This is a genomic window from Micromonospora sp. NBC_01412 (assembly GCF_045040215.1).
Lineage (GTDB): Bacteria > Actinomycetota > Actinomycetes > Mycobacteriales > Micromonosporaceae > Micromonospora > Micromonospora rubida.
The window spans coordinates 4,771,720-4,796,463 of sequence record NZ_CP109528.1 but is presented as its reverse complement, the minus strand read 5'-3'; the positions used below and the strand labels follow the sequence as shown (position 1 = coordinate 4,796,463).

Below are 24,744 nucleotides of genomic sequence, written 5' to 3'. Positions count from 1 at the left end.
AGAGTCACCGTAACGGCGGGACCCGGCGGATCGCCGCTTTTCCGGGTCGTGTCCGCGCGTCGCAGCACTGACGGCGCCGCCTGTTGTGTTATTCGCCTCAGAAGGGATGCCCGATGGCGTCGCCGGATTTCGAGGACGGCCCGGACGGCCCCCTGGCCGGGCCTGGCCGGGAGCTGCGCCCGTTGACCGGCGAGCTGATCGCCGCCGTGCTGCGCACCCGGGGGTACGCGGTCTCGGTGGACCCGCAGGGCCGGCTGCTCGGCCGCTGGGACGACAGTCTCATCTGGTTCCTGCGGATGGGCGCCGCCGGTGAGATCCTCCAGGTGCGCACCGTCGCCGGGCCGACCTTCCCCATCGAGTACGTGTCGACCCTGCACGCCTTCTGCAACTCCTGGAACCACGACCGCTACTGGCCCAAGGCGTTCGTGCACGTCGACGACGACGGACGCGCCCTGGTCTGCGGCGAGGTGATCACCGACCTGGAACGCGGGGTGACCCCCCACCAGCTCGACCAGCTGCTCGACTGCGGCATCTCGACCGGCTGCCAGCTCGCCGCCGCCGTCGGGCAGCTGGCGAGCGGGGCCCGGCAGTGACCGCAACGCCAGGGCAGCCACGCCCCTGGGAAGGCCGACTCGGGGGCCGCGGGGAGGGCCGGTCCCGGGGGCCGGCGGGCGGCGACCGAAGCCCGGCCGAGGCGCTGGCCGCCGCGCGGGACCTGCCCGACTCCGAGCCGCACGCCGCCGAACTGGAACGGGTCGCCGCCGACGCCGAGGCTGCCGGCGACCTGCGCACCGGCCTGGACGCCCGGTTCGCGCTGATCGACGCGTACCTGCGGCAGGGCGAGCGGTGGCGGCTGTTCGAGCCGGTCCGGCGCTGCCGGCAGCTCCTCGACCGGGTGCCCGGGCCGGCCGGCGAGCGGGGCGTCGAGCTGCGCCGCTACCAGCGCTTCGCGGTGGAGGCGGTGTTCGCCACCCCCCGGGTCGGGCTGGACCAGGCCCGGGCCGAGCTGGACGACCTCGCCCGCTCCCCCGGCGGGCCGGGCGACGCGGGTAACGCGGGTGACCTGGGCGACGCGGATGACGCGCCGGGCGACCTGGTGGCCGAGCTGCGCTGCCGGCTCGCCGACCACCTCGGCGACGAGCCGGCGGCCCGCCGCTGGTACGACCGCTGGCGCACCGCCCCCGCCGACCCGGCCGCCGGCTGTCCGGGCTGCGCCCCATCCCGCCGGGCCGAACTGCTCACCGGCTGGGGCGACTGGGCGGCGGCCCTGGCCGAGCTGCGCCCGCTGTTCGACGAGCCGGCGCGGGGCTCGGCGTACTGCACCGACCAGCCCGAGCGGGCGCTGGCCGGGGCGCTGCTGCCGCTGCTACGCGCCGGTGAGCCGGAGCGGGCCGGCCGGGCGCACGTCGAGGCGTACCGGCGGCACCGGCGGGAACGGGCGGCCTTCCCGTACCTCGCCGCGCACCTGCGGTTCTGCGCGCTGGGCGGGCACCTGGACCGGGGCCTGGACATCCTCGCCGAGCAGGTGTCCCGGCTGGGCCACCCGGCCGACGACATGGCGACGATGGAGTTCGCCGCCGCCGGGGCGCTGCTGTGCGCCCTCGCCACCGAGGCCGGGCGGGGCGACCGGCGGATGCCCGAACCGCCCCCCACGGGCCGGGCGGGCGGGGACGTCGACGTGGCCCGGCTCGGCGGGCTGCTGGCCGAGCTGGCGACCGGGCTCGCGGGCAGCTTTGACGCCCGCAACGGCACGGGTCACCAGTCCGGCCGGATCGCCGCCCGGCTGGCCGAACGGCCGGTCGCCGGCCCGGTCCCGCTGCCCGCCGAGGAGACGGACGGCGACGGCACGGACGGCGACGGCACGGACGACGGACACGACGGGCTGGCCGAGGACGAGCCCCAGGCGCTGACCGTCGCCCTCGTCACGGCCGCCCTGGACCGGCGCGGGGACGCCTGGACGGTGCGGGCCGGCGGGGCCGTGGTCGGGCGGTGGGACCCGGCGGTGATCGAGTTCCGGCAGGCCGGGGAGCGGGGCGAGATCCTGCACGTACGGGTGCTGGCCACCCGGCGCCTGCCGGCGGACCGACGTGCCGAGGCGTACGCGTTCTGCAACGTCTGGAACCACGACCGGCTGCTGCCCAAGGCGTACGCGCACGACGACGGCGGGGAGCTGGTGCTGGCCGGCGACGTCACCACCGACCTGGCCCACGGGGTGGCCCCGGCGCAGCTCGACGTGCTGGTCACCGCAGCGGTCGCCACCGGCGTCGCGTACGCGGAGGCGGTCGCCGCGCTCCCCTGACCCGGGACGGGTGTCCGAGTGCCCCGGATGGGCGGGGACGCCGACGCCGGCCCGCCCCGAGGGGCTGGCCGGCGTCGGAACGCGCGGTGAGGCGCAGGCCGTCAGACCTCGACGACCGTCGGGACGATCATCGGCCGGCGCCGGTACTTGTCGTTGACCCAGCGCCCGACGGTGCGCCGGACGATCTGCTGGAGCTGGTGCGGGTCGGTGATGCCGTCCGCCGCGGCCCGGTTCAGCGCCTCGGTGACCAGCGGGACCACCGGGTTGAACGCCTCCGGGTCCTCGGAGAAGCCCTTCGCCGAGAGGGTCGGGCCGCCGACCACCTTGCCGGTGACCGAGTCGACCACCACGGTGGTGGCGATGAACCCGCCGTCGCCGAGGATCCGCCGCTCGGTGAGCAGCGACTCGCTGACGTCGCCGACGGCCAGGCCGTCGACGTAGACGTACCGGCTCTTCACGTGACCGACCAGGGTGGCGCGGCCCTCGACGAGGTCGACCACGTCGCCGTCCTCGCAGAGCACCACCCGGTCCGGGGCGACCCCGGACTCGATGCCGAGCCGGGCGTGCGCCCGCAGGTGCCGCCACTCGCCGTGCACCGGCATGAGGTTGCTCGGGCGGACCACGTTGAGCAGGTAGAGCAGCTCGCCGGCGGGGGCGTGGCCGGAGACGTGCACCTTCGCCACGTCCTTGTGCACCACCACCGCGCCGGCCCGGGCCAGCCGGTTGATCACCCGGTACACCGAGGTCTCGTTGCCGGGCACCAGCGAGGACGCCAGCACCACCGTGTCGCCGGGGGCGATGGTGATGTGCCGGTGGTCGCCGCTGGCCATCCGACCCAGCGCGCTCATCGGCTCACCCTGCGAGCCGGTGGACATCAGCAGAAGCTGCTCGGGCGGCAGCGTGGTCGCCTCCTCGATGCCGACCACGAGGCCGGCCGGGATGTTGAGCAGGCCGAGGTCCCGGGCGATGCCCATGTTGCGGACCATCGAGCGGCCGATCAGCGCGACCTTGCGGCCGTGCTCGGCGGCCGAGTCGAAGACCTGCTGCACCCGGTGCACGTGCGAGGCGAACGAGGCGACGATGATCCGCCCCTTCGCCTTCGCGAAGATCGAGTCGAGCACCGGCCCGATCTCCCGCTCCGGGGTGACGAAGCCGGGGATCTCCGCGTTGGTGGAGTCCGACAGCAGCAGGTCGACGCCCTCGGCGCCGAGCCGGGCGAAGCCGGCCAGGTCGGTGATCCGGCCGTCCAGCGGGAGCTGGTCCATCTTGAAGTCGCCGGTGTGCAGCACCAGGCCGGCCGGGGTGCGGATGGCCACCGCGAGTGCGTCCGGGATCGAGTGGTTGACCGCGAAGAACTCGCACTCGAACGGGCCGAGCCGCTCCCGACCGCCCTCCCGCACGGTCAGCGTGTAGGGCTGGATCCGCCGCTCGGCCAGCTTCGCCTCGACCAAGGCGAGGGTGAACTGGGAGCCGACGAGTGGAATGTCTGGTTTGTGGGCGAGCAGGTACGGCACCGCGCCGATGTGGTCCTCGTGGCCGTGGGTGAGCACGATCGCCTGCACGTCGGCGAGCCGGTCCAGGATCGGGCCGAAGTCGGGCAGGATCAGGTCCACGCCCGGCTGCTCGACGTCGGGGAAGAGCACCCCGCAGTCGACGATCAGCAGCTTGCCGTCGTATTCGAAGACGGTCATGTTCCGACCGATGGCACCGAGCCCGCCGAGCGGGATGATCCGCAGGCCGCCCTCCGGCAGCGGCGGGGGCAGCTCCCCCTCGTTGTGCGCCTCGGTCACGCGTCCACCTCATTCTGCGACGCCGTAACTCGGCGTCCGTCGTGTCGTTCGTTCATCAGGGGAGCTCCAGACCCGCCGCCGCGCAGTCCGCGCGCAGCTGGGCGATCTCGTCGTCGGTGGCATCCACCAGCGGGGGTCGTACCGGGCCGGCCGGCAGGCCCTTGGCTGCCAGGCCCGCCTTGACCAGGATGGTGCCCTGGGTACGGAAAATGCCGGTGAACAGGGGCAGCAGCCGCCGGTGCAGCGCCAACGCGGTGCCGGTGTCGCCCGCGTCGTACGCCTCGATCATCCGCTTCGTCAGCGCGCCGGTGAAGTGGGTCGAGGTGCCGACCACGCCGACGCAGCCGACCGCCAGGGCGGGCAGCGTGAGCGAGTCCTCGCCACTGTAGTACGCCAGTTCGGTGCGGCTGGTCACCCACGAGGTGGCGGTGAGGTCGCCCTTGGCGTCCTTGACCGCGACGATGCGGCCGTGTTCGGCGAGGCACACGAGGGTCTCGGTGGCGATCGGCACCCCGGCGCGGTGCGGGATGTCGTAGAGCATGATCGGCAGTCCGGTGGCGTCCGCGACTGCGGTGAAGTGCCGGATCAGCCCGCTCTGCGGCGGCTTGTTGTAGTACGGGGTCACCACGAGCAGGCCGTGCGCGCCGGCTTTCTCGGCCGCCGCGGCCAGCTCGATGGTGTGCCGGGTGTCGTTGGTGCCGACCCCGGCGACCACCCTGGCCCGGTCGCCGATCGCCTCCGCCACCGCCCGGATCAGGCGTTCCTTCTCCGCGTCGGTGGTGGTGGGCGATTCACCGGTGGTGCCGTTGAGCACGAGCGCGTCGTTGCCCTGCTCGTCGACAAGGTGGTTCGCGAGCCGTACGGCGCCGTCGAGGTCGAGGGAGCCGTCGGCGTTGAACGGGGTCACCATGGCCGTAAGCAGTCGGCCGAACGGGCGAGACACCGCCCGCTCGGTGGCAACTGGGTGGTCGTGCGTCATGTTCACAACCTAGCGGACGACCACCGGGGGGCCGGCGGGGAAGGGCTCAGGACTCACTCGCCGTGCGGGCTCACCGCGACCTGCGTACCGTCTGGCAGGGTGGTGACGACGAAGTCGGCGAAGACGTTCGGGGCGACCCCCTGCAACTGGCGCAGGCACTCCACCGCCACCTCCCGGATCTCCACATCAGCGTGCTCGGTGGCCCGCATCGCGATGAAGTGCCGCCAGGCCCGGTAGTTGCCGGTGACCACGATCCGGGTCTCGGTGGCGTTGGGCAGCACCGCGCGGGCCGCCTGCCGGGCCTGCTTGCGGCGCAGCGTCGGGTTGGGCTCGTCGGCGAACCGCTCCTCGAGGCCCTCCAGCAGCTCCGTGTACGCCCGCACGCCGGCCTCGGCGGCCTCGACGAACCGCTTGTGCAGCTCCGGGTCCTCGGCGATCGCCCGGGGCTCGACCATGGCGGCGTCACGCTCCGGGACGTACCGCTGGGAGAGCTGGGAGTACGAGAAGTGCCGGTGCCGGATCAGCTCGTGGGTGAAGGAGCGGGACACCCCGGTGAAGTAGAAACTCACCGAGCCGTGCTCCAGCACCGACAGGTGCCCGACCTCCAGGATGTGCGCCAGGTAGCCGGCGTTGGTGGCGGTGACCGGGTTCGGCTTCTTCCAGCTCTGGTAGCAGGCCCGGCCGGCGAACTCGGCGAGCGCCTGGCCACCGTCGGCGTCGGTCGACCACGGCACGTCGTCCGGGGCCTGGAACTGGGTCCACGCGATCAGCTTGACCTGGGGCTGCACCATCTCCGGCATTCCTGGGACTGTAGTGGCCACCCGCCGGGGCGCCCAAGCCAGGCTCGCCCGGTGCAACATCGGTCACCCAGCCGGGGTGCCGCCGGCGGCGACGGTGCAGGGGTGCCAGCCAGATGGAGATGACGCGAACGATTCAGCTCCAAAGGACCCAGGGAACCCGACCCGAGGCGTCCGCCGGCCGGGCCCGGTCTGCGGGCGTCAGACGTAGAGGGAGGTGAAGGGGGCCCAGGGGAGGTTGCGAGCCACCGAGAAGACCAGCCATAGGGCCAGGAACCCGCCGATCAGCTTCGAGCTGATCTGCGGCTCCGGCAGCCGCCAGCCGAACGCCTGCTTCCCGGCCCAGGCCACGAAGAGGTACGTCAGGAAGGGCAGCGCGAAGACGAAGAGGAAGTGGTGCCGGGCGGCGGCCGGCACGTCGCCGTGCAGCACGTACCAGAGCGCGCGGGTGCCGCCGCAGCCCGGGCAGTCCAGCCCCGTGGTGAGCTTCAGCAGGCAGCTCGGGGCGGCGTCCGGCGCGGCCCGGGTCGGGTCGCTGAGCAGCGCGTACGCCACGCCGAGGCCGACGCAGCCGAGCGCGGCCAGGGGCACCGCCCAACGCGGCGAGCGGTCGTAGACCCGCATGACGAAGCGGGTCAACCGGTCCGGCTCGGCCACCGGGTACGCCCCCGGCTGCCACTCGCCCGGCGCTACCGGAGGCTGCTGCGGATCCGGCTCCGGATGCTGCTGCTGCGGATGCGGATGCGGATGCGGACCGGCCGGGCCGTCAACGCTCGTCACGCCGATCACGGTACACCGGGCCCGCTCCTCAGCGCGGCGGCCAGCGGGACGGCGAGGTCGCCGGCGGCGGGCGGGGCGACCGCGTCCAGCCCGAGCCAGCCGGCCAGCCGGTACAGCTCGGCGGCCAGGGCGACCGCCGTCTCCCCCGGGTCGATGCCCGGCTCCGCCCAGGCGGCCGGGACCAGCAGCACGCGGGCCCTCCGATCGGCCTTCAGGTCGACCCGGGCGGTGAACCGCTCGCCCTGGAGGAACGGCAGCACGTAGTAGCCGTACACCCGCTGCGGGACTGGCACGTAGATCTCGATGCGGTAGCTGAGGCCGAACAGCCGCTCGGTGCGACCACGCTCCCAGACCAGCGGGTCGAACGGGCTGACCAGCGTGTTTCCCCGCGCCCAGCGGGGCAGCCGGGCGGTGGCGTGCAGCCAGGCCGGCTGTCGCCAGCCGCGCACCGTCACCGGGGTCAGCTCGCCGGCCTCGGCCAGCTCGGCGATCGCCTGCCGGGCGCCGAGCACCGGGAGGCGGAAGTAGTCGCGCAGCTCCGGCTCGGCGGCCACCCCGAGCGACCGGGCGGCGATCCCGACCAGCGCCCGGTACGCCTCCGCGTCGGTCGGGGTGGGCGCGGCCAGCACGGCCGGGGGCAGCACCCGCTCCGCCAGGTCGTAACGGCGGGCGAAGGAGGTGGTGCGGTCGGCGGCGGCCACCTCGCCGGCCCAGAACAGGAACTCCAGGGCCATCTTCACGGCCGACCAGTTCCACCCCCAGTTGCCGGTCTCCCGGGGAGCGTCGTGCTCGATCTCGGCGGCGGTCAGCGGCCCCCGGGCGGCCACCTCGTCGCGCACCCAGGCGACCAGGCCCGGCTGCTCCCGGGCGATGCGGCGCATCCCGCCCCAGGCGTCGTCGTGCGCCCGGGCCATCCGCCAGCGCAGCGCGGGGTGCAGCCCGACCGGGACCAGCGACGCCTCGTGCCCCCAGTATTCGAACAACTCCCGGGGGCGGTGGTAGGTCGCCGCGTCGAGCAGCGTCGTCGGGTACGACCCGAGCCGGCTGTAGAGCGGCAGGTAGTGCGCGCGTTGCAGCACGTTGACCGAGTCCATCTGGATCAGCCCGACCCGGTCAAGCACCCGGCGCAGGTGCCGGCGGGTGGGCACCCCGGCGGGCGCCGGGTCGGCGAAGCCCTGGGCGGCCAGCGCCACCCGCCGGGCCTGGGCGAGCGAGAGTGCTTCCGGTGTGACCATCGTGGGCACCCTAATCGAGGTGTACGACACCGGTGCGGCTCGCTGGACGACGCGCCTACCGGGGCATAGAACGGACGCATGCTGATCATCCGCCCCGAAGAGCCGGACGACGCCGAGGCGGTCGCCCGGGTGCACGTGCACGGCTGGCAGGACGGCTACGTCGGGTTCATGCCGGACGAGGTGCTGGACCGGCTCAACGTGGCCGCCTGGGCGCAACGGCGGCGGGACACCGGCACGGCCGACCCGGAGCACCCGTTCACCACCCTGCTGGCCGAGCGGGACGGGGCGGTCGTCGGGTTCACCACGTTCGGGCCGTACCGGAACAACCAGGACCGGGCCGACCTGGACCACACCCTCGGCGAGGTGCTGACCATGTACGTCGAGAAGGCGTACTGGGGAGACGGGACGAGCGGGCGGCTGCTGACCGCGGCGAAGGAGCGGCTGGCCGGGCAGGGCTGGGGCGCGTACCGGCTCTGGGTGCTCCGGGACAACCGGCGGGCCCGCCGCTTCTACGAGCGGGCCGGGTTGTCACCGGACGGCGAGCGGACGACCTACCGCGTGCCGCTGGCCGGCGGAGCGCCCCCGCTCGGTCTGGTCGAGCTGCGCTACGCCGGACGCCTCGACGGCTGACCCGGCCGGCGGCGGCCCCCCGGCCGACCCGAGCCCGGACGGCGCGGCCCACCTCCGGACCGGCAGGAACAGCAGCAGGGCCAGGCTGATCCAGACGTAGGTGTTGCTGCCAAGGAAGCCGTCCACGCCGGTGAAGTCCTTCTCCCAGGCCCAGACGATCCGGCTGATCAGGAAGCCGTACCCGATCGCGGCGAAGGCCAGCAGGACACGGCGTCGGCGGCTGCGGGCGGGGGCCGCCACGCCGTTGTCGACCAGCAGGATCAGCCCCGGCAGCAGCCAGACCAGGTGGTGCACCCAGGTGACGGGGCTGATCAGGCACATCACCGCACCGGTCAGCGCCAGGCCGGTGGCCTCGTCGCCGGCCGCCGCGGCGGCCCGGGACCGCCACGCCCAGACCGCGAGGGTGGCGAGCACCAGCACCGCCCAGGCCAGGGTGCTGGGATGTTCGGGGTTCAGCCGGGCCACCACGCCGCGCAACGACTGGTTGGACACGAACGCCAGCTCGCCGACCCGGCCGGTGTTCCACAGCGCCGAGGTCCAGAACTCCCGGGACGCGTCGGGGAAGAGCGCGGCAGCGACCAGGGTGGCCGTGGCGGCGGTGCCGACGGCGGTCAGCGCGGCCCGCCAGCGCCCGGTGACCAGCAGGTAGACGACGAAGATCCCCGGCGTCAGCTTGATCGCGGCGGCCAGGCCGATGCCCACCCCGGCCCACCGGTTGCCGGCCGGCAGCAGCCGCAGCAGGTCCACCGCGACCAGGAACAGCAGCAGCATGTTGACCTGGCCGAAGTTGACCGTCTCACGCATCGGCTCGAACGCGGCGGCCAGCAGGAGCGCCAGGGCGAGGGCGTACCAGCGGGTCCAGCCGCCGCGGCGGGCGATCGGGTCGACCAGCCACCAGATCAGCACGGCGCTGACCAGCACGGACGCGGCCACGCTCACCACGATCGCCGCCGTCCAGGGCAGCGCCGCCATCGGCAGCATCGCCAGGGCGGCGAACGGCGGGTAGGTGAAGCCGTACTGGGTGCCGGGCTTGAGGAAGTCGTAGATCTCCCCGCCGTCGTGCACCCAGAAGTTCAGCGCGCCGTAGTAGACCTTGAGGTCGAAGAAGCCGTGCCGCACGGCCGCCACCGACAGGAACAGGGCCACCGCGACGGCGAGGCAGCAGACGCTGACGACTTGGCCGATCGTCCGTTTGGCACCCTGCGCCACCATCGCCTCCCTCGCCCTGCGTAGGCTCACGTCCCATGGCTCTCGGGTACGTCCGCCCGGCGCGTCCGGAAGACGCCGGCGAGATCGCACACATCCAGCTCGCGACCTGGCGGGTCGCCTATCGCCGGATCCTGCCCCGGCACGTGCTCGACAACCTGGACGAGGCGTACCTCGCCCGGCGGTGGAGCGCGGCCGTGCAGGAGCCGCCCTCGGGCGCGCACCGGGTGCTGGTCGCCGTCGAACAGGCTGAGCAATCGTATCTGGTGGGGTTCGTCGCCTCGGGTCCGGCCGACGCCGAGTCACTCGCCCCGAACGAGCCGGCCGAGGCGCTCGGGCCCGACGTGGTGGCGGTGACGGACCTGCTGGTCGAACCGCGCTGGGGCCGACGCGGGCACGGCAGCCGGCTGCTCGCCGCCAGCGTGGACCTGTGGCGGGAGGACGGTTTCGGCCGCGCGGTGGCGTGGGCGTTCGATGCCGATCCGGCGACCCGGAAGTTCCTCACCACCGCCGGCTGGGAGCCCGACGGGGCGGCCCGGGCCCTCGACGTGGACGACATGCTGGTCAACCAGCTTCGACTGCACGTCGCGGTGCCCCCCGACGCCCCCTCCGCCGGCTGACCGGCCCGCCGGCCCGCCACCCCGGGGCAGCGGGCGGTGGCGTCACTGCCGTCGGGGCGGGTCGGCGAGTTCGGCGACCAGTTCGTCGTCCTCCACCGCACCCGTCGGGGCGAAGCCCAGGCGGGGGTAGAGGGCGACGGCGGCCAGGTTCTCCGGGTGGTACGACAGGCGGACGGCCGGGCGGCCCGGCTGGGCGCGCAGCCAGGTGGCCAGAGTCGTCACGGTGGCGGCACCCACCCCCCGGCCCTGCTCGGCGGCGTCGACGACCATGCCGCCGATCCACCGCGAGCCGTCGTCGTCGGCGCCCCACATGACGTGCCCGACGACGACCTCGTCGGCGTACACCGCCAGGGAGGTCCAGACGTCGCCGCGCGCGCTGAGCAGCAGGTAGCGGGCCGCCATCGGGTACACCCAGGCCCGCTGGTCGTCGCGGGGCACCACGTCGGCGACGGCCCGCCAGTTGTCGTCGTCGACCGGGCGCAGGGTGACGTGCCGCCCGGCGCGGTCACGGAGGTTCGAGTCGATCATCCGGCGAGCCTAGGGCCGACCCGCCCGCCCGGCGACCGCTTTCCGGACGCTCCTATGGCGCGTCAAGTGGCTGGGGTGGGTTTTCAAGGCGTCGGTAGAGGTCTCGGGCGACGTAACGTTTGAGGCAGCGTTTGATCTCCCGGTCGGTCTTGCCTTGGGTTCGGCGGCGGTCGGCGTAGGCGCGGGTGTGTTCGTCGCGTTGTAGCCGGGTCAGGACGACGGTGTGTAGGGCGTGGTTGAGTTGGCGGTCGCCTGAGCGGTTGAGGCGGTAGCGGACGGTTTTGCCCGATGATGCGGGGATCGGGGCCACGCCGGCGAGCATGGCGAACGCGGCGTCGTCGCGGCAGCGTCCGGGGTGGGACCATGCGGTGAGCACGGTGGCCGCGACGATCGGGCCGACGCCGGTGAGGTCGAGCAGGTCCGGTCGCCAGGAGCGCACGATCGTCCGGATCGCCTTCTCGTGGGCGGTGGCTTCGGCTTCGAGGAAGCGGACGCGGCGGTCGAGGTCCCGCAACACGGTCAGGCAGGTGAACACCTCTACGCCGGCGTTGGTGGTGGGGCGTAGCCGGGTGGCGGTGGTGAGCATGGTCCGGGTGCTGTGACCACGGAACCGGGCCCGCACCACCTCCGGAGCGATGATCACCATGGCGTGCAGTTGCCGCTGGGCATCGGCGCTGGCTTCCACGGCCGCACGGCGGGCGGTCAGGCGCATCTGCAGCGCGGCCCGCTCGGGTCCGGTCTTGGGCTGCGCCAGCCTGGTGCGGGCCAGAGCATCGCGGGCGGCACGTTCGGCATCGATCGCATCGGACTTCGCCCCGCCACGGCGGGCCGGGCGTGACGGCCGGTCCAGCTCGACGACCATCTCACCCGCGTCGGCCAGGTGCCGGGCCAGGCCGGCGCCGTAGCCGCCGGAGCCCTCCAGCGCCCAGGCCCGCAGCCCCGAGTGCTGCTCGGCCAGGGCCACCAACTCGACATAACCGTCGGGATCGGTACTCACCGTGATTCTGGCCAGGACTCCGCCTGTGCGGGTGTCGAGCACCGCGGCGGTGTGGGTGTCCTTGTGCGTGTCGACGCCGATGACGACTTCGACCAGTTCTGCCAGCATGGACATGCGTTCTCTCCTCACCGTGGGGACGCAAGGGTCCGGTCCGGTGCGGAGATGGCAGGACTGTGATGAGACACGCCAGCCGCTAACTGGCGGTCAAGCTCCTGATCAGGCCAAACGTCTCCCGCCGGGCCGGCGCCGGCAGCAGCGGACGGACAAGTCCACACAAAGGCACGAAGCCAGTCAGACGAAGAGTCACACCCACTGCTGCCGACATCAGCCCATCACCTGCGGACCGACCAGGCCAGCCTCACAGTCAGACGAGCAGCGGGTCCAGGCCGATGGTGAGGCCGGGGCGGTTGCGCACCGCGCGGACGGCCAGCAGCACGCCCGGCATGAACGACGCCCGGTCGTACGAGTCGTGCCGGATGGTCAGCGTCTCGCCGGTGGTGCCGAACAGCACCTCCTGGTGGGCGACCAGGCCGGTGGCGCGCACGGCGTGCACACGTACCCCGTCGATGTCGGCGCCCCGGGCGCCCGCCACCTCGTCCTTCGTGGCGTCCGGAACCGGGCCGAGGCCGGCCTCGGCCCGCGCCTGCGCGATCCGCCGGGCGGTGTGGGTGGCGGTGCCGCTGGGGGCGTCGAGCTTGCGCGGGTGGTGCTGCTCGATGATCTCGACGGACTCGAAGTGCCGGGCCGCCCGGGCCGCGAACTGCATCATCAGCACCGCGCCGATGCCGAAGTTGGGGGCGATCACCACGCCGACCCCGGGATTGTCGGCCAGCCAGCCGCGCACCCGCTCGATCCGCTGCTCGGTGAAGCCGGTGGTGCCGACCACGGCGCTGATCCCATGGTCGATGCACCAGTGCAGGTTGTCCATGACGACGTCGGGGGTGGTGAAGTCGACGACCACCTCGGCACCGGCGTCGGCGGCGGCAAACAGGCCGTCGCCCTGGTCGACCGTCGCCACCAGCTCCAGGTCGGACGCCGCGTCGACCGCCTTGCACACCTCGATGCCCATCCGGCCCCGCGCGCCCAGCACACCGACCCGGATCAGCTCCCCGGGGTCCTTCTCCAGCTCGTCAGTCACGGGGCACAACCTATCCCAGCCGGGACGCCCACACCGGGCCGACCGCCGGGCGTCCCACGTGCCGCCGCCGGCGGGGCGTCGCGGCGGTCAGGAGGTGAAGTCGCGCTCGCCGAACGGGCCGACGACCGCGAGGGACATCGGCCGGGCGAGCAGCTCGGCGGCGAGGGTGTTCACGTCGTCCACGGTCACCGCGTCGACCCGGGCCAGCAGCTCGTCCACCGGCATCAGGTCGCCGTAGAGCAGCTCCCCCTTGGCGAGCCGGCTCATCCGGGAGCCGGTGTCCTCCAGGCCGAGCACGAACGACCCCTTGCTCATCCCCTTGCCCCGGGCCACCTCGGCCTCGGTCAGCCCGTCGGCGGCCACCCGGGCCAACTCGGCGCGGGTCAGCTTCAGCACCTCGTCCACCTTCCCGGGGGCGCAGCCGGCGTAGACGGCGAACAGGCCGCTGTCGGCGTACTGGCTGGCGTAGGAGTAGACCGAGTAGGCCAGGCCGCGCCGCTCCCGGATCTCCTGGAACAGCCGGCTGGACATGCCGCCGCCGAGTACGTTGTTGAGCACCCCGAGGGCGAAGCGCCGCTCGTCGATGCGGTCGATGCCGGGGCAGCCGAGGATGATGTGCGCCTGCTCGGTCTCCTTCGGCTCGACCAGGGTGGTGGCCGGCTTCACGCGTACCGCCGGGGTGTCCGGACGGTGCGGGGCCGGCACGGCCGGGTCGGTGTCCAGCGGGGTCCCGGCCAGCACCTGGCGGACCAGCTTGACCACGGTGGCGTGGTCGAGGTTGCCGGCGGCGGCGATGACGATCTGCGCCGGGGTGTAGTGGCGGCGGTAGAAGCCCTGGATCTGCCGCCGCGTCATCGGGGTGACCGTCTCCTCGGTGCCGGAGATCAGCCGGCCGAGGGGGTGTTCGCCGTAGACGGCGCGGGCGAACAGGTCGTGCACCTCGTCGCCGGGCTCGTCGTCGTGCATGGCGATCTCTTCGAGGATGACGCCGCGCTCGGTCTCCACGTCGGCCGGCTCCAGCAGCGAGTCGGCTACCGCGTCACACATCACGTCGATGGCCAGCGGCAGGTCCTCGTCCAGCACGCGGGCGTAGTAGCAGGTGTATTCCTTCGTGGTGAAGGCGTTCGTCTCGCCGCCCACCGCCTCGATCTCAGAGGAGATCTCCAGCGCGGTGCGCTTGTGGGTGCCCTTGAAGAGCAGGTGCTCCAGGAAGTGCGCGGCCCCGGCCTGCGGGCCGGTCTCGTCCCGGGAGCCGACGGAGACCCAGATGCCGAACGAGACGCTGCGCATCGCCGGGATCGCCTCGGTGAGCACGCGAAGCCCGCTGGGCAGCACGGTACGGCGTACCGTGCCGCCCAGCGGGTCGTCACTCAGCGTGCGGGTGACCGCCCGGGTCGACCCGCCGGCTCGCCCGGGCTGTGCCCCGGTGGCGTGCCGGACGGCCCCGGACGGCGCCACCCCCCGTCGACCCGCAGGAAAAGACGCGCGCTGGGCCCGACTCACGGAAACCTGCTCTCAGTTCGACGAGGGGTGGGTGGTGCTGGGGTGAACGTCAGCTGTGCCGGGTGCGGCGGCGCGGACGCTCGCCGCCCTCGCCACCTTCGCCGCCCTCGCCGCCGCCCTCGCTGCCGCCCGGGGCGCCGCCGCCCGGGCCACGACCGCCCCGGTCGCCGCCGCGCTCGCGGTCACCGCGGTCACGCGGGCCCCGGTCGCCGCCCCGGCTGGCCGGACGCTCGCCGCCGGCGACCTCGCCGGTGGCGGCCGGCGCCTCGGTGCCCTCCGGGCGGACCTTGTCGAGGTAGATCTTGCCGCGGGCGTCGATGTCCGCGATCTCCACCTCGACCCTGTCGCCGACGTTGAGGAAGTCCTCGACCCGCTCGACCCGCTTGCCGTCGCCCACCTTGGAGATGTGCAGCAGGCCGTCGCGGCCCGGCAGCAGGGAGACGAACGCGCCGAACGCGGCCGTCTTGACCACCGTGCCGAGGAACCGCTCCCCCGCCTTCGGCAGGGTCGGGTTGGCGATGCCGTTGATCCGGTCCACCGCGGCCTGGGCCGACGGGCCGTTGGTCGCGCCGACGTAGATGGTGCCGTCGTCCTCGATGGAGATCTCGGCGCCGGTCTCGTCCTGGATGGCGTTGATGGTCTGGCCCTTCGGGCCGATCACCATGCCGATCTTGTCGACCGGGATCTTCACGGTGGTGACCCGCGGGGCGTACTCCGACATCTCGGCCGGCCCCTCGATGGCCCGCTGCATCACGCCGAGGATGGTCTGCCGGGCCTCGTACGCCTGCTGGAGCGCGGCGGCCAGCACGTCCGACGGGATGCCGTTGAGCTTGGTGTCGAGCTGGAGGGCGGTGACGAACTCCGGCGTGCCGGCGACCTTGAAGTCCATGTCGCCGAACGCGTCCTCGGCGCCGAGGATGTCGGTCAGCGTCACGTACCGGGTCTTGCCGTCGACCTCGTCCGAGATGAGGCCCATGGCGATGCCGGCGACCGGCGCCTTCAGCGGCACACCGGCCGACAGCAGGCCCAGCGTCGAGGCGCAGACCGAGCCCATCGAGGTGGAGCCGTTGGAGCTGAGCGCCTCGGAGACCTGCCGGATGGCGTAGGGGAACTCCTCGCGCGACGGCAGCACCGGGAGCAGGGCCCGCTCGGCGAGCGCGCCGTGGCCGATCTCGCGCCGCTTCGGCGAGCCGACCCGGCCGGTCTCACCGGTCGAGTACGGCGGGAAGTTGTAGTTGTGCATGTAGCGCTTGCGGTTCTCCGGCGAGAGGGTGTCCACCATCTGCTCCATGCGCAGCATGTTCAGGGTGGTCACGCCCAGGATCTGGGTCTCGCCCCGCTCGAACAGCGCCGAGCCGTGGACCCGGGGCAGCACGCCGACCTCGGCGGTCAGCGCGCGGATGTCGCGCGGGCCGCGGCCGTCCATGCGGACCTGCTCGCGCAGCACCCGGTTGCGGACCTCGGACTTGGTCAGCGACCGGAAGGCTGCGGACAGCTCCTTCTCCCGGCCCTCGAACCGACCGCCCAGCTCCTCGGCGACCCGGGCCTTGACCCGGTCCAGGGCCTCCTCGCGGTCTGCCTTGCCGGCGATGGTGATCGCCTCGGCCACCTCGGTGCGGACCAGCTCGGCCACCGCGTCGTACACGTCGGCCTGGTAGTCCAGGAAGACCGGGAACTCGGCGACCGGCTTGGCGGCCACCTCGGCCAGCTCGCTCTGGGCGCGGCACAGCTCGCGGATGGCGGGCTTGGCGGCCTCCAGGCCGCTGGCGACGATCTCCTCGGTCGGGGCGGTGGCGCCGCCCGCGATCAGGGCCACGGCGTTCGGGGTGGCCTCGGCCTCGACCATCATGATCGCGACGTCACCGTCGGCGAGGGTGCGGCCGGCCACGACCATGTCGAAGGTGGCCCGGGCCAGCTCCTCCAGGGTCGGGAAGGCGACCCACTGGCCGTCGATGTGCGCGACCCGGGTCGCCCCGATCGGGCCGGAGAACGGCAGGCCGGAGAGCTTGGTCGACATCGACGCGGCGTTGATCGCGACCACGTCGTACGGGTGCTGCGGGTCGAGCGCGAGGATGGTCTCGACGACCTGGACCTCGTTGCGCAGGCCCTTGACGAACGACGGGCGCAGCGGCCGGTCGATCAGCCGGCAGGTGAGGATCGCGTCCTCGCTGGGGCGGCCCTCGCGGCGGAAGAACGAGCCGGGGATCCGGCCCGCGGCGTACATCCGCTCCTCGACGTCGACGGTCAGCGGGAAGAAGTCGAACTGCTCCTTCGGGTGCTTGCCGGCGGTGGTGGCGGACAGGACGACCGTCTCGCCGAGCTGGGCGACGACGGAGCCGGCGGCCTGACGGGCCAGCCGGCCGGTGGAGAAGGTGATCTCACGGGTGCCGAAGGACCCGTTGTCGATCACGGCGGTGCGGGATTCGGTGCCGAGGTTTTGCCCGGTCATGGTTCGGTGGTGCTCCTTCGCATCGGGGGGCCCACGACGCGGGGAGCTGCTCAGACGGCCGGTCTTCGATCGAAGCGCCCGGGGTGCCGGCGAGCTGCCGGGGTTCCCGGGGGCCACTACCGGAGACCGGTACGCTGACCGGCTCCCTGTCGGGTGGTCGCGCGGCCCCTGTTTTTCGTCAGGTGGTGGACGCCGATCGGGGGAGCGACCCGCTGGGTCGCTCCCCCGTCACGTCAACGGCGCAGGCCGAGCCGCTCGATGAGCGACCGGTAGCGGCTGATGTCCTTCTTCTGGACGTAGTTGAGCAGCCGACGGCGACGGCCGACCAGCAGCAGCAGCCCACGACGGCTGTGGTGGTCGTGCTTGTGCACCTTCAGGTGCTCGGTGAGCTCGGCGATCCGCTTCGTGAGGACCGCGACCTGCACCTCCGGCGAACCGGTGTCGCCCTCGGCGGTCGCGTACTCCGCGCGGATCTTGGCCTTGGCTTCCTGGTCGAGCGCCATGTTCTCCCTGTTTCGATGGGTTGATCACTGATGCCCGTCGTGTCGGTCGGTGGACCGGGACGGACCGGCACCTCGCACCCGCGGCGTCGTGCAGGCACGCGAGGCCCCACGTCGGTCAGTCGACGTCCCCGCCAGACTACCAGCCCTAGCCGGAACCACCCGCCAAGGGCGTCCGACGAGGCGATCCGACGTTGCGCCCGACGAGGCGGCCAGGGTGGCGGCCGGGGTGGCGGGCCAGGGTGACGGGCCGGCTCAGTCGAGGGCTCGGCGGGTCCGCTCGACGTCCTCGGCGATCTGGGCGATCAGCGGCTCGACCGCGTCGTAGCGCACCTGGCCGCGCAGGTGGGTGACGAAGTCCAGGGCCAGCCGCTCGCCGTACAGGTCCCCGGAGAAGTCCAGCGCGTACGCCTCGACCCGCCGCTCCAGGCCGGAGAACGTCGGGTTGGTGCCGACCGAGACGGCCGCGGCCAGCCACTTCCGGTGCCCCCGACGGACCAGCCGGGCGGCGTAGACGCCGTCGGCGGGCACCGCCACGTACCGGTGGCAGAGCAGGTTGGCGGTGGGAAAGCCCAGCTCCCGGCCGCGCTGGTCGCCCCGGACCACCACCCCCTCGACCCGGTGCGGACGGCCCAGCGCGGCGGCCGCCGCGGCGACGTCACCGGCGTCGACGCACGCCCGGATATAGGTGGAGGAGAACACGGTGCTGTCCTCGGCGACCAGCGGCGCCCCCTCGACCGAGAAACCGAAGGTCCGGCCGAGCCGCTCCAGCAGCGCCACGTCGCCGGCCGCCCGGTGCCCGAACCGGAAGTTCTCCCCCACCACGACCAGGGCGGCGTGCAGGTGCTGGACCAGGATGTCGTGCACGAACGCCTCGGCCGGCACCCGGGAGAACTCCGGGGTGAACGGCACCACGCAGAGCACGTCGACGCCGAGCGCCTCGATCAGCTCGGCCTTGCGGGCGGGCTCGGTGAGCACCGCCGGATGGGAACCGGGGCGCACCACCTCGGCCGGGTGCGGGTCGAAGGTCACCACCACCGACTGCACGCCCAGCTCCCGCGCCCGGGCCACGGCGTGCCCGATGGTCGCCTGGTGCCCCTTGTGCACGCCGTCGAAGACGCCGATGGTGACGACCGAACGGCCCCAGCCGCCGGGCGCCGCGTCGTACCCCCGCCACCGCTGCATGACGATCCTCCCCTGCCTTCCGCGACCGGCCGCGCCGGCGGCCGTACCCCCGCCCGCCGTCAGGCAGGGGCGAGCACGATCTCCGCGCGGGCCCGGCCGTCCCGCTCGCTGACGATAGCGATCAGGCCGCCGTCGGGGCCGAAGACGGCGTACGGCCCGGCGAGGCCGGCCGGATCGAGCGGGCCCCCGTGGGAGAGCACCTTCGCCTCGTCGGCGGTGGCCTCCCGGCGCGGGAAGAACCGGTCGGCCGCCGCGTCGAGCGGCAGGTTCACCACCTCGGGCGCGCGCTGCTCCAGCTCGTCGAGGGTCGCCGCCTCGGCCAGGGCGAAGCCGCCGACCGCGGTGCGGCGCAGCGCGGTCAGGTGGCCGCCGACCGAGAGCGTCAGGCCCGCGTCCCGGGCCAGCGCCCGGATGTACGTCCCGGACGAGCAGGTCACGTCGACGTCCACGTCCACCACGTCGGGGGTGTCCCGGCGGATGGCCAGCACGTCGAGGCGGCTCACGGTGACCCGGCGGGCGGGCAGCTCGACGCTCTCCCCCTCGCGCACCCGCTTGTACGCCCGCTGGCCGTCGATCTTGATGGCGCTGACCGCGCTCGGCACCTGGTCGATCTCGCCGGTCAGCGCCGCGAACGCCGACCGGATCGCCTCGTCGGTGACCGTCCCGGCCGGGGTGGTGGCCAGCACGTCGCCCTCGGCGTCGTCGGTGACGGTGGCCTGCCCGAGCCGGACGGTGGCCGCGTAGCTCTTGCCGGCGCCGATGACGTAGGTCAGCAGCCGGGTGGCCCGGCCGACGCCGATCACCAGCACGCCGGTGGCCATCGGATCGAGCGTGCCGCCGTGCCCGACCCGGCGGGTCCGGGCCAGCCGGCGGATCCGCGCCACCACGTCGTGCGACGTCATGCCGCCGGGCTTGTCGACCACGATCAGACCGTCTGTGCTCACGACCGCCAAGCCTGCCAGACGGGCTCGCGCCGCCCGCCACCGCACGGCACAATGCGGCACGCCCCTCCTCAGACCTCCCCCGGAGCCCCCATGAGCACCCCGCCCCCGCAGGAGCACCACGCCCGGGTCGACCTGCCCGAGTGGATGCGCAACCCCGAGCCGCCCCGGCGGACCCTCGGCCGACGCCTGTCCGAGCTGGTGGACGCCACACCGGGCCTGCGGGAGGCGCGGCGGGCGCTGTGGCGCTGGTGGGAACGGAGCCGGTTCAGCGAGCCACCATGGGGTGAGCGGGAAGCCCTTCTCCACTAGGGCGTGCCCTTCCGTTCCGCTCAGCGGACGGCGCCGACCACGGCCCAGCCGCCGGAGCGCAGCCGCAGCAGCAGGGCCGCCAGCCGGAGCAGCACGAACAGGAACAGACCGGCCCAGATGCCGCCGAGGCCCAGGTCGAACGCGTACGACAGCCAGATCGCCGGCAGGAAGCCGCCGAACGCCGCGACGATCGTGAGATTGCGCAGGTAGCGGACGTCACCCGCGCCGATCAGCACCCCGTCGAGGGCGAACACCACGCCGCCGACCGGCTGCAACGCCACCAGCCAGGGCCAGGCGACCATGGCCTGGTCGCGTACCTGCTCGTCGGAGCTGAACAGCGCCGGCACGACGCCGGCCCCGACGGCGATGAGCACCGCGAACGCCACGCCGCAGCCGGCGCCGAGCAGCGCGACCCGCCGGGCCAGGGCGCGGGCGCCGGCGTCGTCGCCGGCACCGAGCGCCGCGCCGATCAGCGCCTGCGCGGCGATCGCGAGGGCGTCGAGCACCAGGGCGGTGAAGAACCACAGTTGTACGGCGATCTGATGCGCGCCGACCGCAGCCGCCCCGAACCGGGCCGCGACGGCGGTGGCGGACAGGAAGCTGGCCTGGAAGGCGACGCCCCGGACCAGCAGGTCCCGGCTGAGCACGAGCTGCTGGCGGATCACCCCCGGGCGGGGGCGCAGCGCCACCCGCTCGCTCACCAGCGCGGCGGCGAACAGCCCGCCGGAGATGGTCTGGGCCACCACGTTGGCCACCGCCGAGCCGGTGAGTCCCCACCCGACGGGGTAGACCAGCAACGGGCAGAGCAGCGCGGAGAGCAGGTTGGGGCCGAGCACGAACCACAGCGGCCGACGGGTGTTCTGCACGCCGCGCAGCCAGCCGTTGCCCGCCGCGGCGAGCAGCAGCCCGGGGGCCCCGAGCGCCGCGACCCGCAGCCACCGCCCGGCCGCGTCGGCGACCTCGCCGGGCCCGGCGAGCGCTTCGACCAGCGGGCCGGCGCCGAGCTGCATGGCGAGCGCGACCAGCACCCCGACCCCGAGCGCCAGCCAGGACGCCTGCACGCCCTCGGCCACGGCGGCGGCCCGGTCGCCGGAGCCGAACCGGCGGGCGGCCCGCCCGGTGATCCCGTACGCCAGCACGGTGCCCAGCCACGCGATCAGGGTCATCACGGTGCCGGCGACGGCCAGCGCGGCGAGCGGCAGCCGGCCGAGGTGCCCGACCACAGCCGTGTCGACCAGGACGTAGAGCGGCTCGGCGGCGAGCACCACGAGTGCCGGCAGGGCCAGGGTGGCGATCCGTCGCGGCGAGGCGACGGCGGACGGGGCGAGGGAGGACCGGATCATCGCCACCGATCCTGACACGGCAAAGGTAAGGACTGCAAGAATGACTATTCCTTACCCGCCACGTGGGCACCGGTGGCGGCACCTCCCAGCGGAGCCCTGCGGGGCGGACCCGCACGGGTGCAGGGCCGGTCCCCCAGGTGACAACCAGCCCGCGCCGGATCGCCCTCCCTGCGCCGACCGAGGCCGGCACACCGACCGACGGCCCGCCCCCAGAGCACGACCTGGACCAGAACACAACACACGCGCCAAGCCGCGTCGACAGCCCCAAGAACGCGCATTTTCAGAGAAAGAGTGGCCTCCCGGGCTGCCTGAGGCACTCTTTCTCTGAAAATGCACCAGCGTTGGGCTCGGGGTGCGGGTGGGGGGCATCAACGCCGGGGGGCTGGGTTACTGGCGGGTGTCCATCGACGTTTGGAGCGCCCGGCGGGCCTGCTCGCGCGCCTCGTCGGCGTTCTCAGTCTTGGGCTTGCTCGACATGATTCGGTCCTTCCAGGGTGCGGGCCACGGCGACGTGGTGGCCCGGCGGCCGGTCGTGCTGGCGCCCGACGGGCGGCCCGGGGTCACCGGAGCGGCCGGTCTGGGTGTGCGCCCGGGTCGGTCGGACCCTGGAGGGAGGCGATGCCGGGTGCGGCGCCACCACCGTCGACCAGCACCGCGGGACACGACACCGGTCGATTCCCAAGTTATCGTTCAGGTCCACATGTTGCCCACTCTTCCCGCCATCTGGACAGGGTGAGATTCCCGCCAGGGCCGGCCGGAGGGTCAGGGACCGAGGTGGGTGCCTTTCAGCGGGCCAGGAAGTGCCAGCCGAGCCACCACCAGAAGCCGAACAGGCCGATCCGGCCGACGGGCACCGGGCCCACCTCGTAGCGCATCACGTAGGCGCAGACGTCGGCCAGCGACGGGATCCGGGAGCCCGGGCGGCGGGCGGCCCACTCGACCGCGACGAAGAGCGCCAGGGCGGTGACGAAGCCACCGATGGCGAGTGCCCGCATCATCGCCGCACCAGCCCCCAGAACGCGGCGAGCCAGGCGAACCATGCCGCCGAGCGGACCAGTTCGTCCTCCAGCAACGGATCGGCCAGCCGGGAGAGGGTGGGGAAATCGTCGCCGGCGTGCAGGACGAAGGTGGTCCCCTCGAACACGCCGAACACGGCCACCGGGACCAGCCACCAGACCGCGCCCACGCCGAGCCGGCGGGGCGCCGGCCGGCGCGGCACCCGGGCACCCAGGCCCAGCCAGATCAACGCGCCCCCGGTGCCGAGCGTGTAGAGGTTCGCCGCGGCGGAGAACGAGGGCAGTTGCCCGCCGACGAGGGAGAGACAGACCAGCACCGGCACGGAGACCACGGGACGGTCCCAGACCCGGGGCTCCGTGACGATGAGCTCGCGCGGGTGATCCATCCCGCAATTCTCCCCGCCGCGACGGAGCGCGGGAAGACCAACACCCCCCGGAGTCGTCCCTGATCTATGCCTCGATCAACGCCTTGTCCAGCTCGGTGCGGATGCCGGCCACCACGTCCTCGACGGTGCCGCGACCGGTGAAACCGGCCGCGAGCCGATGACCGCCACCGCCGAGGGCGACCGCGACGCGGCTCACGTCCACCGCACCCTTGCTGCGCATCGACACCGCCCACTCCGCCGGGCGGACCTGCTTGACCACGCAGCTCACGTCGGCCTCGGCGGTGCACCGGACCGAGTCGATCAGGGCCTCCAGCACGTACGGTCGCTGGTCGTGCCGGGCCAGGTCGTCGAGCGTGGCGTACGTCCAGACGAGGCCGTGGCCGCCGGCCGCCAGCGGCTCCAGGCGGGCCCGGCAGAGCACCTCGCCGAACAGCCGCACCGCGCCGAAGGGCCGGGTGTCGAAGACCCGGCGGGAGATGTCACCGGGCCGGATTCCGGTGGCCAGCAGCCGGGCCGCCAGCTCGTGCACCGCCGGGGTGGTCGCCTCGAACCGGAACGACCCGGTGTCGGTGGTCAGCGCGACGTAGAGGCACTCGGCGATCGCCGCGTCCAGGGTCACCCCGAGCCGGGTCAGCAGCTCCTCGGCCAGCACCGAGGTGGCCGCCGCCCGGGGGTCGACCAGGTTGATCCCGCCGAACCGGGTGTTCGAGGCGTGGTGGTCGAGCACCAGCGCGGCCCCGGCGGTCTCCAGCCGGTCCACCAGGCCGCCGAGCCGCGACTCGCTCGCCGCGTCGAAGCAGACGACCAGCTCCGGCGCCGGGTCGGCGTCCGCCTCCGGGACCAGCAGGTCCATCCCGGGCAGGCCGCGGATCGGCTCCGGCACCTCCGGCGGGCCGGGGAAGGTCGCCTGCAACCGGCGTACGCCGAGCTGCCGCAGGCCCAGCCCGAAGCCGAGCATGCTGCCCAGCGCGTCCCCGTCGGGGTTGACGTGGCAGATCAGCAGGACCCGGGCGTCGGCCGGCAGGCCGCGCACCGCCGCGACGGCGGCGGCCCAGTCGGCCTCGCCCGGGCCGGGCCCGACGGCGGGCAGGGCGACGGCAGGGCCGGTGTCGGCGGGCCCGGCGGCGACCCCTGTCATGGCCGGTCCGCGCCGCGCGGGGTCTGCTCGTCGGCGGCCCCCTCGTCGGCGGAGTCCCCGTCCTCGTCCTCGTCGTCCACCCGGTACGGCTGGGCCTCGCCCGCGTACCGGGCGCCGGCGGCGAGGCGCTGCACCTCGGCGTCGGCGGTGCGGGCCTGGACCAGCAGGTCGTCGATCTGCTTGACCTGGTCCTGCACGTCGTCGAGGACGAAGGTCAGCGACGGCGAGTGGCGCAGCCCGAGAGCCTTGCCGACCGTGCTGCGCAGCATCCCCTTGGCGCTCTCCAGCGCCGCCGCCGTGCTGGTCTGCTCCGCCGCGTCGCCGAGGACGGTGTAGAAGACCGTCGCGTCGCGCAGATCGGCGGTGATCCGGGCGTCTGTGATAGTGATCATGCCGAGCCGGGGGTCCTTGATCTGGCTCCGCACCACCGACGCGACCAGTTCGCGAATCCGCTCCGCGTGCCGGCGTACCTTGGCCGGATCCGTCATCTCGCCCACCTCCACGGCGTCCTACTCCCGGCCGGTCCGGGGGCACGGTGCGCCGCCGGATCCGACCAGCCAACAATTCGAACACTACCTTCACAGGCGGGTCGACCGCCGGGCACGGGCGTCACCGCCCGGCGCCGGTCAGTCGTCGCCGTCGCCGTACAGGTGGCGACGCACCGAGAGCAGCTCGACCTCGGGACGGCCCGCGACCAGGTGCTCGCACGAGTCGAGCACATCGCGCACGTGCGCGCCTTCCGCAGCCACCACGGCCACGGCTATCTCCGCCCGACCGTGCAGGTCGAGCGCTCCCACCTCGGCGGCCGACACCTCGAAGCGGCGCAGCGCCGCCACGATCGGCCGTACATATGATCTCTTGGCTTTGAGCGACCGGGAGTCGCCCGGCAGCAGCAGGTCGAAGACCGCGGTTCCGGTGAACATCGCCTCGGACGATACCCGCAGTGACCCCCACATGATCAAGGGGTTTACG

Annotated in this window: 25 protein-coding genes; 5 read left to right on the top strand and 20 right to left on the bottom strand. The window is 73.6% G+C overall.

All coding sequences use genetic code 11. From position 1 onward, the window contains the following. Positions 1–113 precede the first annotated feature (113 nt). Complete coding sequence (locus OG617_RS21940) at positions 114–593, top strand: YbjN domain-containing protein (RefSeq protein ID WP_396675643.1); 480 nt, start codon at positions 114–116, stop codon at positions 591–593. Beyond that, positions 590–2,299, top strand: a complete 1,710-nt coding sequence (locus OG617_RS21935) for a YbjN domain-containing protein (RefSeq protein ID WP_405094895.1) — start codon at positions 590–592, stop codon at positions 2,297–2,299. The genes OG617_RS21940 and OG617_RS21935 overlap by 4 nt, the downstream gene beginning before the upstream one ends. A 101-nt stretch (positions 2,300–2,400) precedes the next feature. Here the strand turns inward: OG617_RS21935 and OG617_RS21930 are convergent, their stop codons facing one another. From OG617_RS21930 to OG617_RS21910, 5 genes are all read right to left on the bottom strand, one after another. Continuing rightward, positions 2,401–4,089, bottom strand: a complete 1,689-nt coding sequence (locus OG617_RS21930) for a ribonuclease J (protein WP_405094894.1) — start codon at positions 4,087–4,089, stop codon at positions 2,401–2,403. Between the two features lie 55 nt (positions 4,090–4,144). After that, positions 4,145–5,068: a 4-hydroxy-tetrahydrodipicolinate synthase gene (gene dapA / locus OG617_RS21925; RefSeq protein ID WP_405094893.1), complete on the bottom strand. Its 924-nt coding sequence runs from the start codon at positions 5,066–5,068 to the stop codon at positions 4,145–4,147. 53 nt (positions 5,069–5,121) lie between these two features. Beyond that, positions 5,122–5,859 (bottom strand): FAD-dependent thymidylate synthase, encoded by a 738-nt coding sequence (gene thyX, locus OG617_RS21920; protein ID WP_405103879.1) that lies wholly within the window; start codon positions 5,857–5,859, stop codon positions 5,122–5,124. 207 nt (positions 5,860–6,066) lie between these two features. Then, entirely contained in the window at positions 6,067–6,654 is a 588-nt protein-coding gene (locus tag OG617_RS21915; protein ID WP_405094892.1) for a DUF2752 domain-containing protein, read from the bottom strand. Next, positions 6,651–7,880, bottom strand: coding sequence for a winged helix-turn-helix domain-containing protein (locus tag OG617_RS21910; protein ID WP_405094891.1), 1,230 nt, complete (start codon positions 7,878–7,880; stop codon positions 6,651–6,653). Before OG617_RS21910 ends, OG617_RS21915 begins: the two co-directional genes overlap by 4 nt. A gap of 78 nt (positions 7,881–7,958) precedes the next feature. On the opposite strand from OG617_RS21910, the gene OG617_RS21905 reads away from it, so the two are divergent. After that, positions 7,959–8,510 carry a GNAT family N-acetyltransferase gene (locus OG617_RS21905; RefSeq protein ID WP_405094890.1) on the top strand — a complete coding sequence of 184 codons (552 nt, stop codon included), beginning with the start codon at positions 7,959–7,961 and terminating at the stop codon, positions 8,508–8,510. Here the strand turns inward: OG617_RS21905 and OG617_RS21900 are convergent. Continuing rightward, positions 8,409–9,719: a glycosyltransferase family 87 protein gene (locus OG617_RS21900; RefSeq protein ID WP_405094889.1), complete on the bottom strand. Its 1,311-nt coding sequence runs from the start codon at positions 9,717–9,719 to the stop codon at positions 8,409–8,411. The genes OG617_RS21905 and OG617_RS21900 overlap by 102 nt on opposite strands. A 35-nt stretch (positions 9,720–9,754) precedes the next feature. Between OG617_RS21900 and OG617_RS21895 the strand changes: the two genes are divergently transcribed. After that, positions 9,755–10,336, top strand: coding sequence for a GNAT family N-acetyltransferase (locus OG617_RS21895; protein ID WP_396675656.1), 582 nt, complete (start codon positions 9,755–9,757; stop codon positions 10,334–10,336). Positions 10,337–10,378: 42 nt separating this feature from the next. Here OG617_RS21895 and OG617_RS21890 read toward each other — a convergent pair whose 3' ends face one another. The 8 genes from OG617_RS21890 to truB form a co-directional block, all read right to left on the bottom strand. After that, complete coding sequence (locus OG617_RS21890) at positions 10,379–10,864, bottom strand: GNAT family N-acetyltransferase (protein ID WP_405094888.1); 486 nt, start codon at positions 10,862–10,864, stop codon at positions 10,379–10,381. A 52-nt stretch (positions 10,865–10,916) separates the two neighbouring features. Then, complete coding sequence (locus OG617_RS21885) at positions 10,917–11,975, bottom strand: IS110 family transposase (protein WP_405094544.1); 1,059 nt, start codon at positions 11,973–11,975, stop codon at positions 10,917–10,919. Positions 11,976–12,225: 250 nt separating this feature from the next. After that, positions 12,226–12,999, bottom strand: coding sequence for a 4-hydroxy-tetrahydrodipicolinate reductase (gene dapB / locus OG617_RS21880; RefSeq protein WP_405094887.1), 774 nt, complete (start codon positions 12,997–12,999; stop codon positions 12,226–12,228). Between the two features lie 87 nt (positions 13,000–13,086). Then, complete coding sequence (locus OG617_RS21875; protein ID WP_405094886.1) at positions 13,087–14,457, bottom strand: M16 family metallopeptidase; 1,371 nt, start codon at positions 14,455–14,457, stop codon at positions 13,087–13,089. A gap of 94 nt (positions 14,458–14,551) precedes the next feature. Next, positions 14,552–16,951, bottom strand: coding sequence for a polyribonucleotide nucleotidyltransferase (locus OG617_RS21870; RefSeq protein ID WP_405094885.1), 2,400 nt, complete (start codon positions 16,949–16,951; stop codon positions 14,552–14,554). A gap of 233 nt (positions 16,952–17,184) precedes the next feature. Continuing rightward, positions 17,185–17,454 carry a 30S ribosomal protein S15 gene (rpsO, locus tag OG617_RS21865; RefSeq protein ID WP_007075299.1) on the bottom strand — a complete coding sequence of 90 codons (270 nt, stop codon included), beginning with the start codon at positions 17,452–17,454 and terminating at the stop codon, positions 17,185–17,187. 252 nt (positions 17,455–17,706) lie between these two features. Beyond that, on the bottom strand, positions 17,707–18,636 hold the full coding sequence (locus tag OG617_RS21860; protein ID WP_405094884.1) for a bifunctional riboflavin kinase/FAD synthetase: 930 nt from the start codon (positions 18,634–18,636) through the stop codon (positions 17,707–17,709). Between the two features lie 59 nt (positions 18,637–18,695). Continuing rightward, complete coding sequence (gene truB, locus OG617_RS21855; protein ID WP_405094883.1) at positions 18,696–19,580, bottom strand: tRNA pseudouridine(55) synthase TruB; 885 nt, start codon at positions 19,578–19,580, stop codon at positions 18,696–18,698. A 90-nt stretch (positions 19,581–19,670) separates the two neighbouring features. Between truB and OG617_RS21850 the strand changes: the two genes are divergently transcribed. Continuing rightward, positions 19,671–19,889 carry a hypothetical protein gene (locus OG617_RS21850; RefSeq protein WP_405094882.1) on the top strand — a complete coding sequence of 73 codons (219 nt, stop codon included), beginning with the start codon at positions 19,671–19,673 and terminating at the stop codon, positions 19,887–19,889. A 20-nt stretch (positions 19,890–19,909) separates the two neighbouring features. On the opposite strand, the gene OG617_RS21845 is transcribed toward OG617_RS21850, so the two are convergent. From OG617_RS21845 to OG617_RS21820, 6 genes are all read right to left on the bottom strand, one after another. After that, on the bottom strand, positions 19,910–21,232 hold the full coding sequence (locus OG617_RS21845; protein WP_405094881.1) for an MATE family efflux transporter: 1,323 nt from the start codon (positions 21,230–21,232) through the stop codon (positions 19,910–19,912). Positions 21,233–22,017: 785 nt separating this feature from the next. Further along, complete coding sequence (locus OG617_RS21840; RefSeq protein ID WP_405103877.1) at positions 22,018–22,227, bottom strand: DUF6186 family protein; 210 nt, start codon at positions 22,225–22,227, stop codon at positions 22,018–22,020. After that, positions 22,227–22,634 (bottom strand): hypothetical protein, encoded by a 408-nt coding sequence (locus OG617_RS21835; RefSeq protein ID WP_405094880.1) that lies wholly within the window; start codon positions 22,632–22,634, stop codon positions 22,227–22,229. The genes OG617_RS21840 and OG617_RS21835 overlap by 1 nt, the downstream gene beginning before the upstream one ends. Positions 22,635–22,698: 64 nt before the next feature. Further along, positions 22,699–23,772, bottom strand: coding sequence for a bifunctional oligoribonuclease/PAP phosphatase NrnA (locus OG617_RS21830; RefSeq protein WP_405094879.1), 1,074 nt, complete (start codon positions 23,770–23,772; stop codon positions 22,699–22,701). Then, positions 23,769–24,260, bottom strand: a complete 492-nt coding sequence (gene rbfA / locus OG617_RS21825; protein WP_396675672.1) for a 30S ribosome-binding factor RbfA — start codon at positions 24,258–24,260, stop codon at positions 23,769–23,771. The genes OG617_RS21830 and rbfA overlap by 4 nt, the downstream gene beginning before the upstream one ends. Positions 24,261–24,398: 138 nt before the next feature. Continuing rightward, positions 24,399–24,695 (bottom strand): DUF503 domain-containing protein, encoded by a 297-nt coding sequence (locus OG617_RS21820; protein ID WP_405094878.1) that lies wholly within the window; start codon positions 24,693–24,695, stop codon positions 24,399–24,401. Positions 24,696–24,744 lie beyond the last annotated feature (49 nt).

Coding starts and splice junctions, on each gene's coding strand:
- thyX (WP_405103879.1), bottom strand. CDS start 5,859: ATGGTGCAGCCCCAGGTCAAGCTGATCGCGTGGACCCAGTTCCAGGCC.
- dapA (WP_405094893.1), bottom strand. CDS start 5,068: ATGACGCACGACCACCCAGTTGCCACCGAGCGGGCGGTGTCTCGCCCG.
- OG617_RS21840 (WP_405103877.1), bottom strand. CDS start 22,227: ATGCGGGCACTCGCCATCGGTGGCTTCGTCACCGCCCTGGCGCTCTTC.
- OG617_RS21890 (WP_405094888.1), bottom strand. CDS start 10,864: ATGATCGACTCGAACCTCCGTGACCGCGCCGGGCGGCACGTCACCCTG.
- OG617_RS21845 (WP_405094881.1), bottom strand. CDS start 21,232: ATGATCCGGTCCTCCCTCGCCCCGTCCGCCGTCGCCTCGCCGCGACGG.
- OG617_RS21820 (WP_405094878.1), bottom strand. CDS start 24,695: ATGTTCACCGGAACCGCGGTCTTCGACCTGCTGCTGCCGGGCGACTCC.
- OG617_RS21835 (WP_405094880.1), bottom strand. CDS start 22,634: ATGGATCACCCGCGCGAGCTCATCGTCACGGAGCCCCGGGTCTGGGAC.
- OG617_RS21910 (WP_405094891.1), bottom strand. CDS start 7,880: ATGGTCACACCGGAAGCACTCTCGCTCGCCCAGGCCCGGCGGGTGGCG.
- OG617_RS21860 (WP_405094884.1), bottom strand. CDS start 18,636: ATGCAGCGGTGGCGGGGGTACGACGCGGCGCCCGGCGGCTGGGGCCGT.
- OG617_RS21830 (WP_405094879.1), bottom strand. CDS start 23,772: ATGACAGGGGTCGCCGCCGGGCCCGCCGACACCGGCCCTGCCGTCGCC.
- OG617_RS21885 (WP_405094544.1), bottom strand. CDS start 11,975: ATGTCCATGCTGGCAGAACTGGTCGAAGTCGTCATCGGCGTCGACACG.
- OG617_RS21895 (WP_396675656.1), top strand. CDS start 9,755: ATGGCTCTCGGGTACGTCCGCCCGGCGCGTCCGGAAGACGCCGGCGAG.
- rbfA (WP_396675672.1), bottom strand. CDS start 24,260: ATGACGGATCCGGCCAAGGTACGCCGGCACGCGGAGCGGATTCGCGAA.
- OG617_RS21850 (WP_405094882.1), top strand. CDS start 19,671: ATGAGCACCCCGCCCCCGCAGGAGCACCACGCCCGGGTCGACCTGCCC.
- OG617_RS21870 (WP_405094885.1), bottom strand. CDS start 16,951: ATGACCGGGCAAAACCTCGGCACCGAATCCCGCACCGCCGTGATCGAC.
- rpsO (WP_007075299.1), bottom strand. CDS start 17,454: ATGGCGCTCGACCAGGAAGCCAAGGCCAAGATCCGCGCGGAGTACGCG.
- OG617_RS21940 (WP_396675643.1), top strand. CDS start 114: ATGGCGTCGCCGGATTTCGAGGACGGCCCGGACGGCCCCCTGGCCGGG.
- OG617_RS21905 (WP_405094890.1), top strand. CDS start 7,959: ATGCTGATCATCCGCCCCGAAGAGCCGGACGACGCCGAGGCGGTCGCC.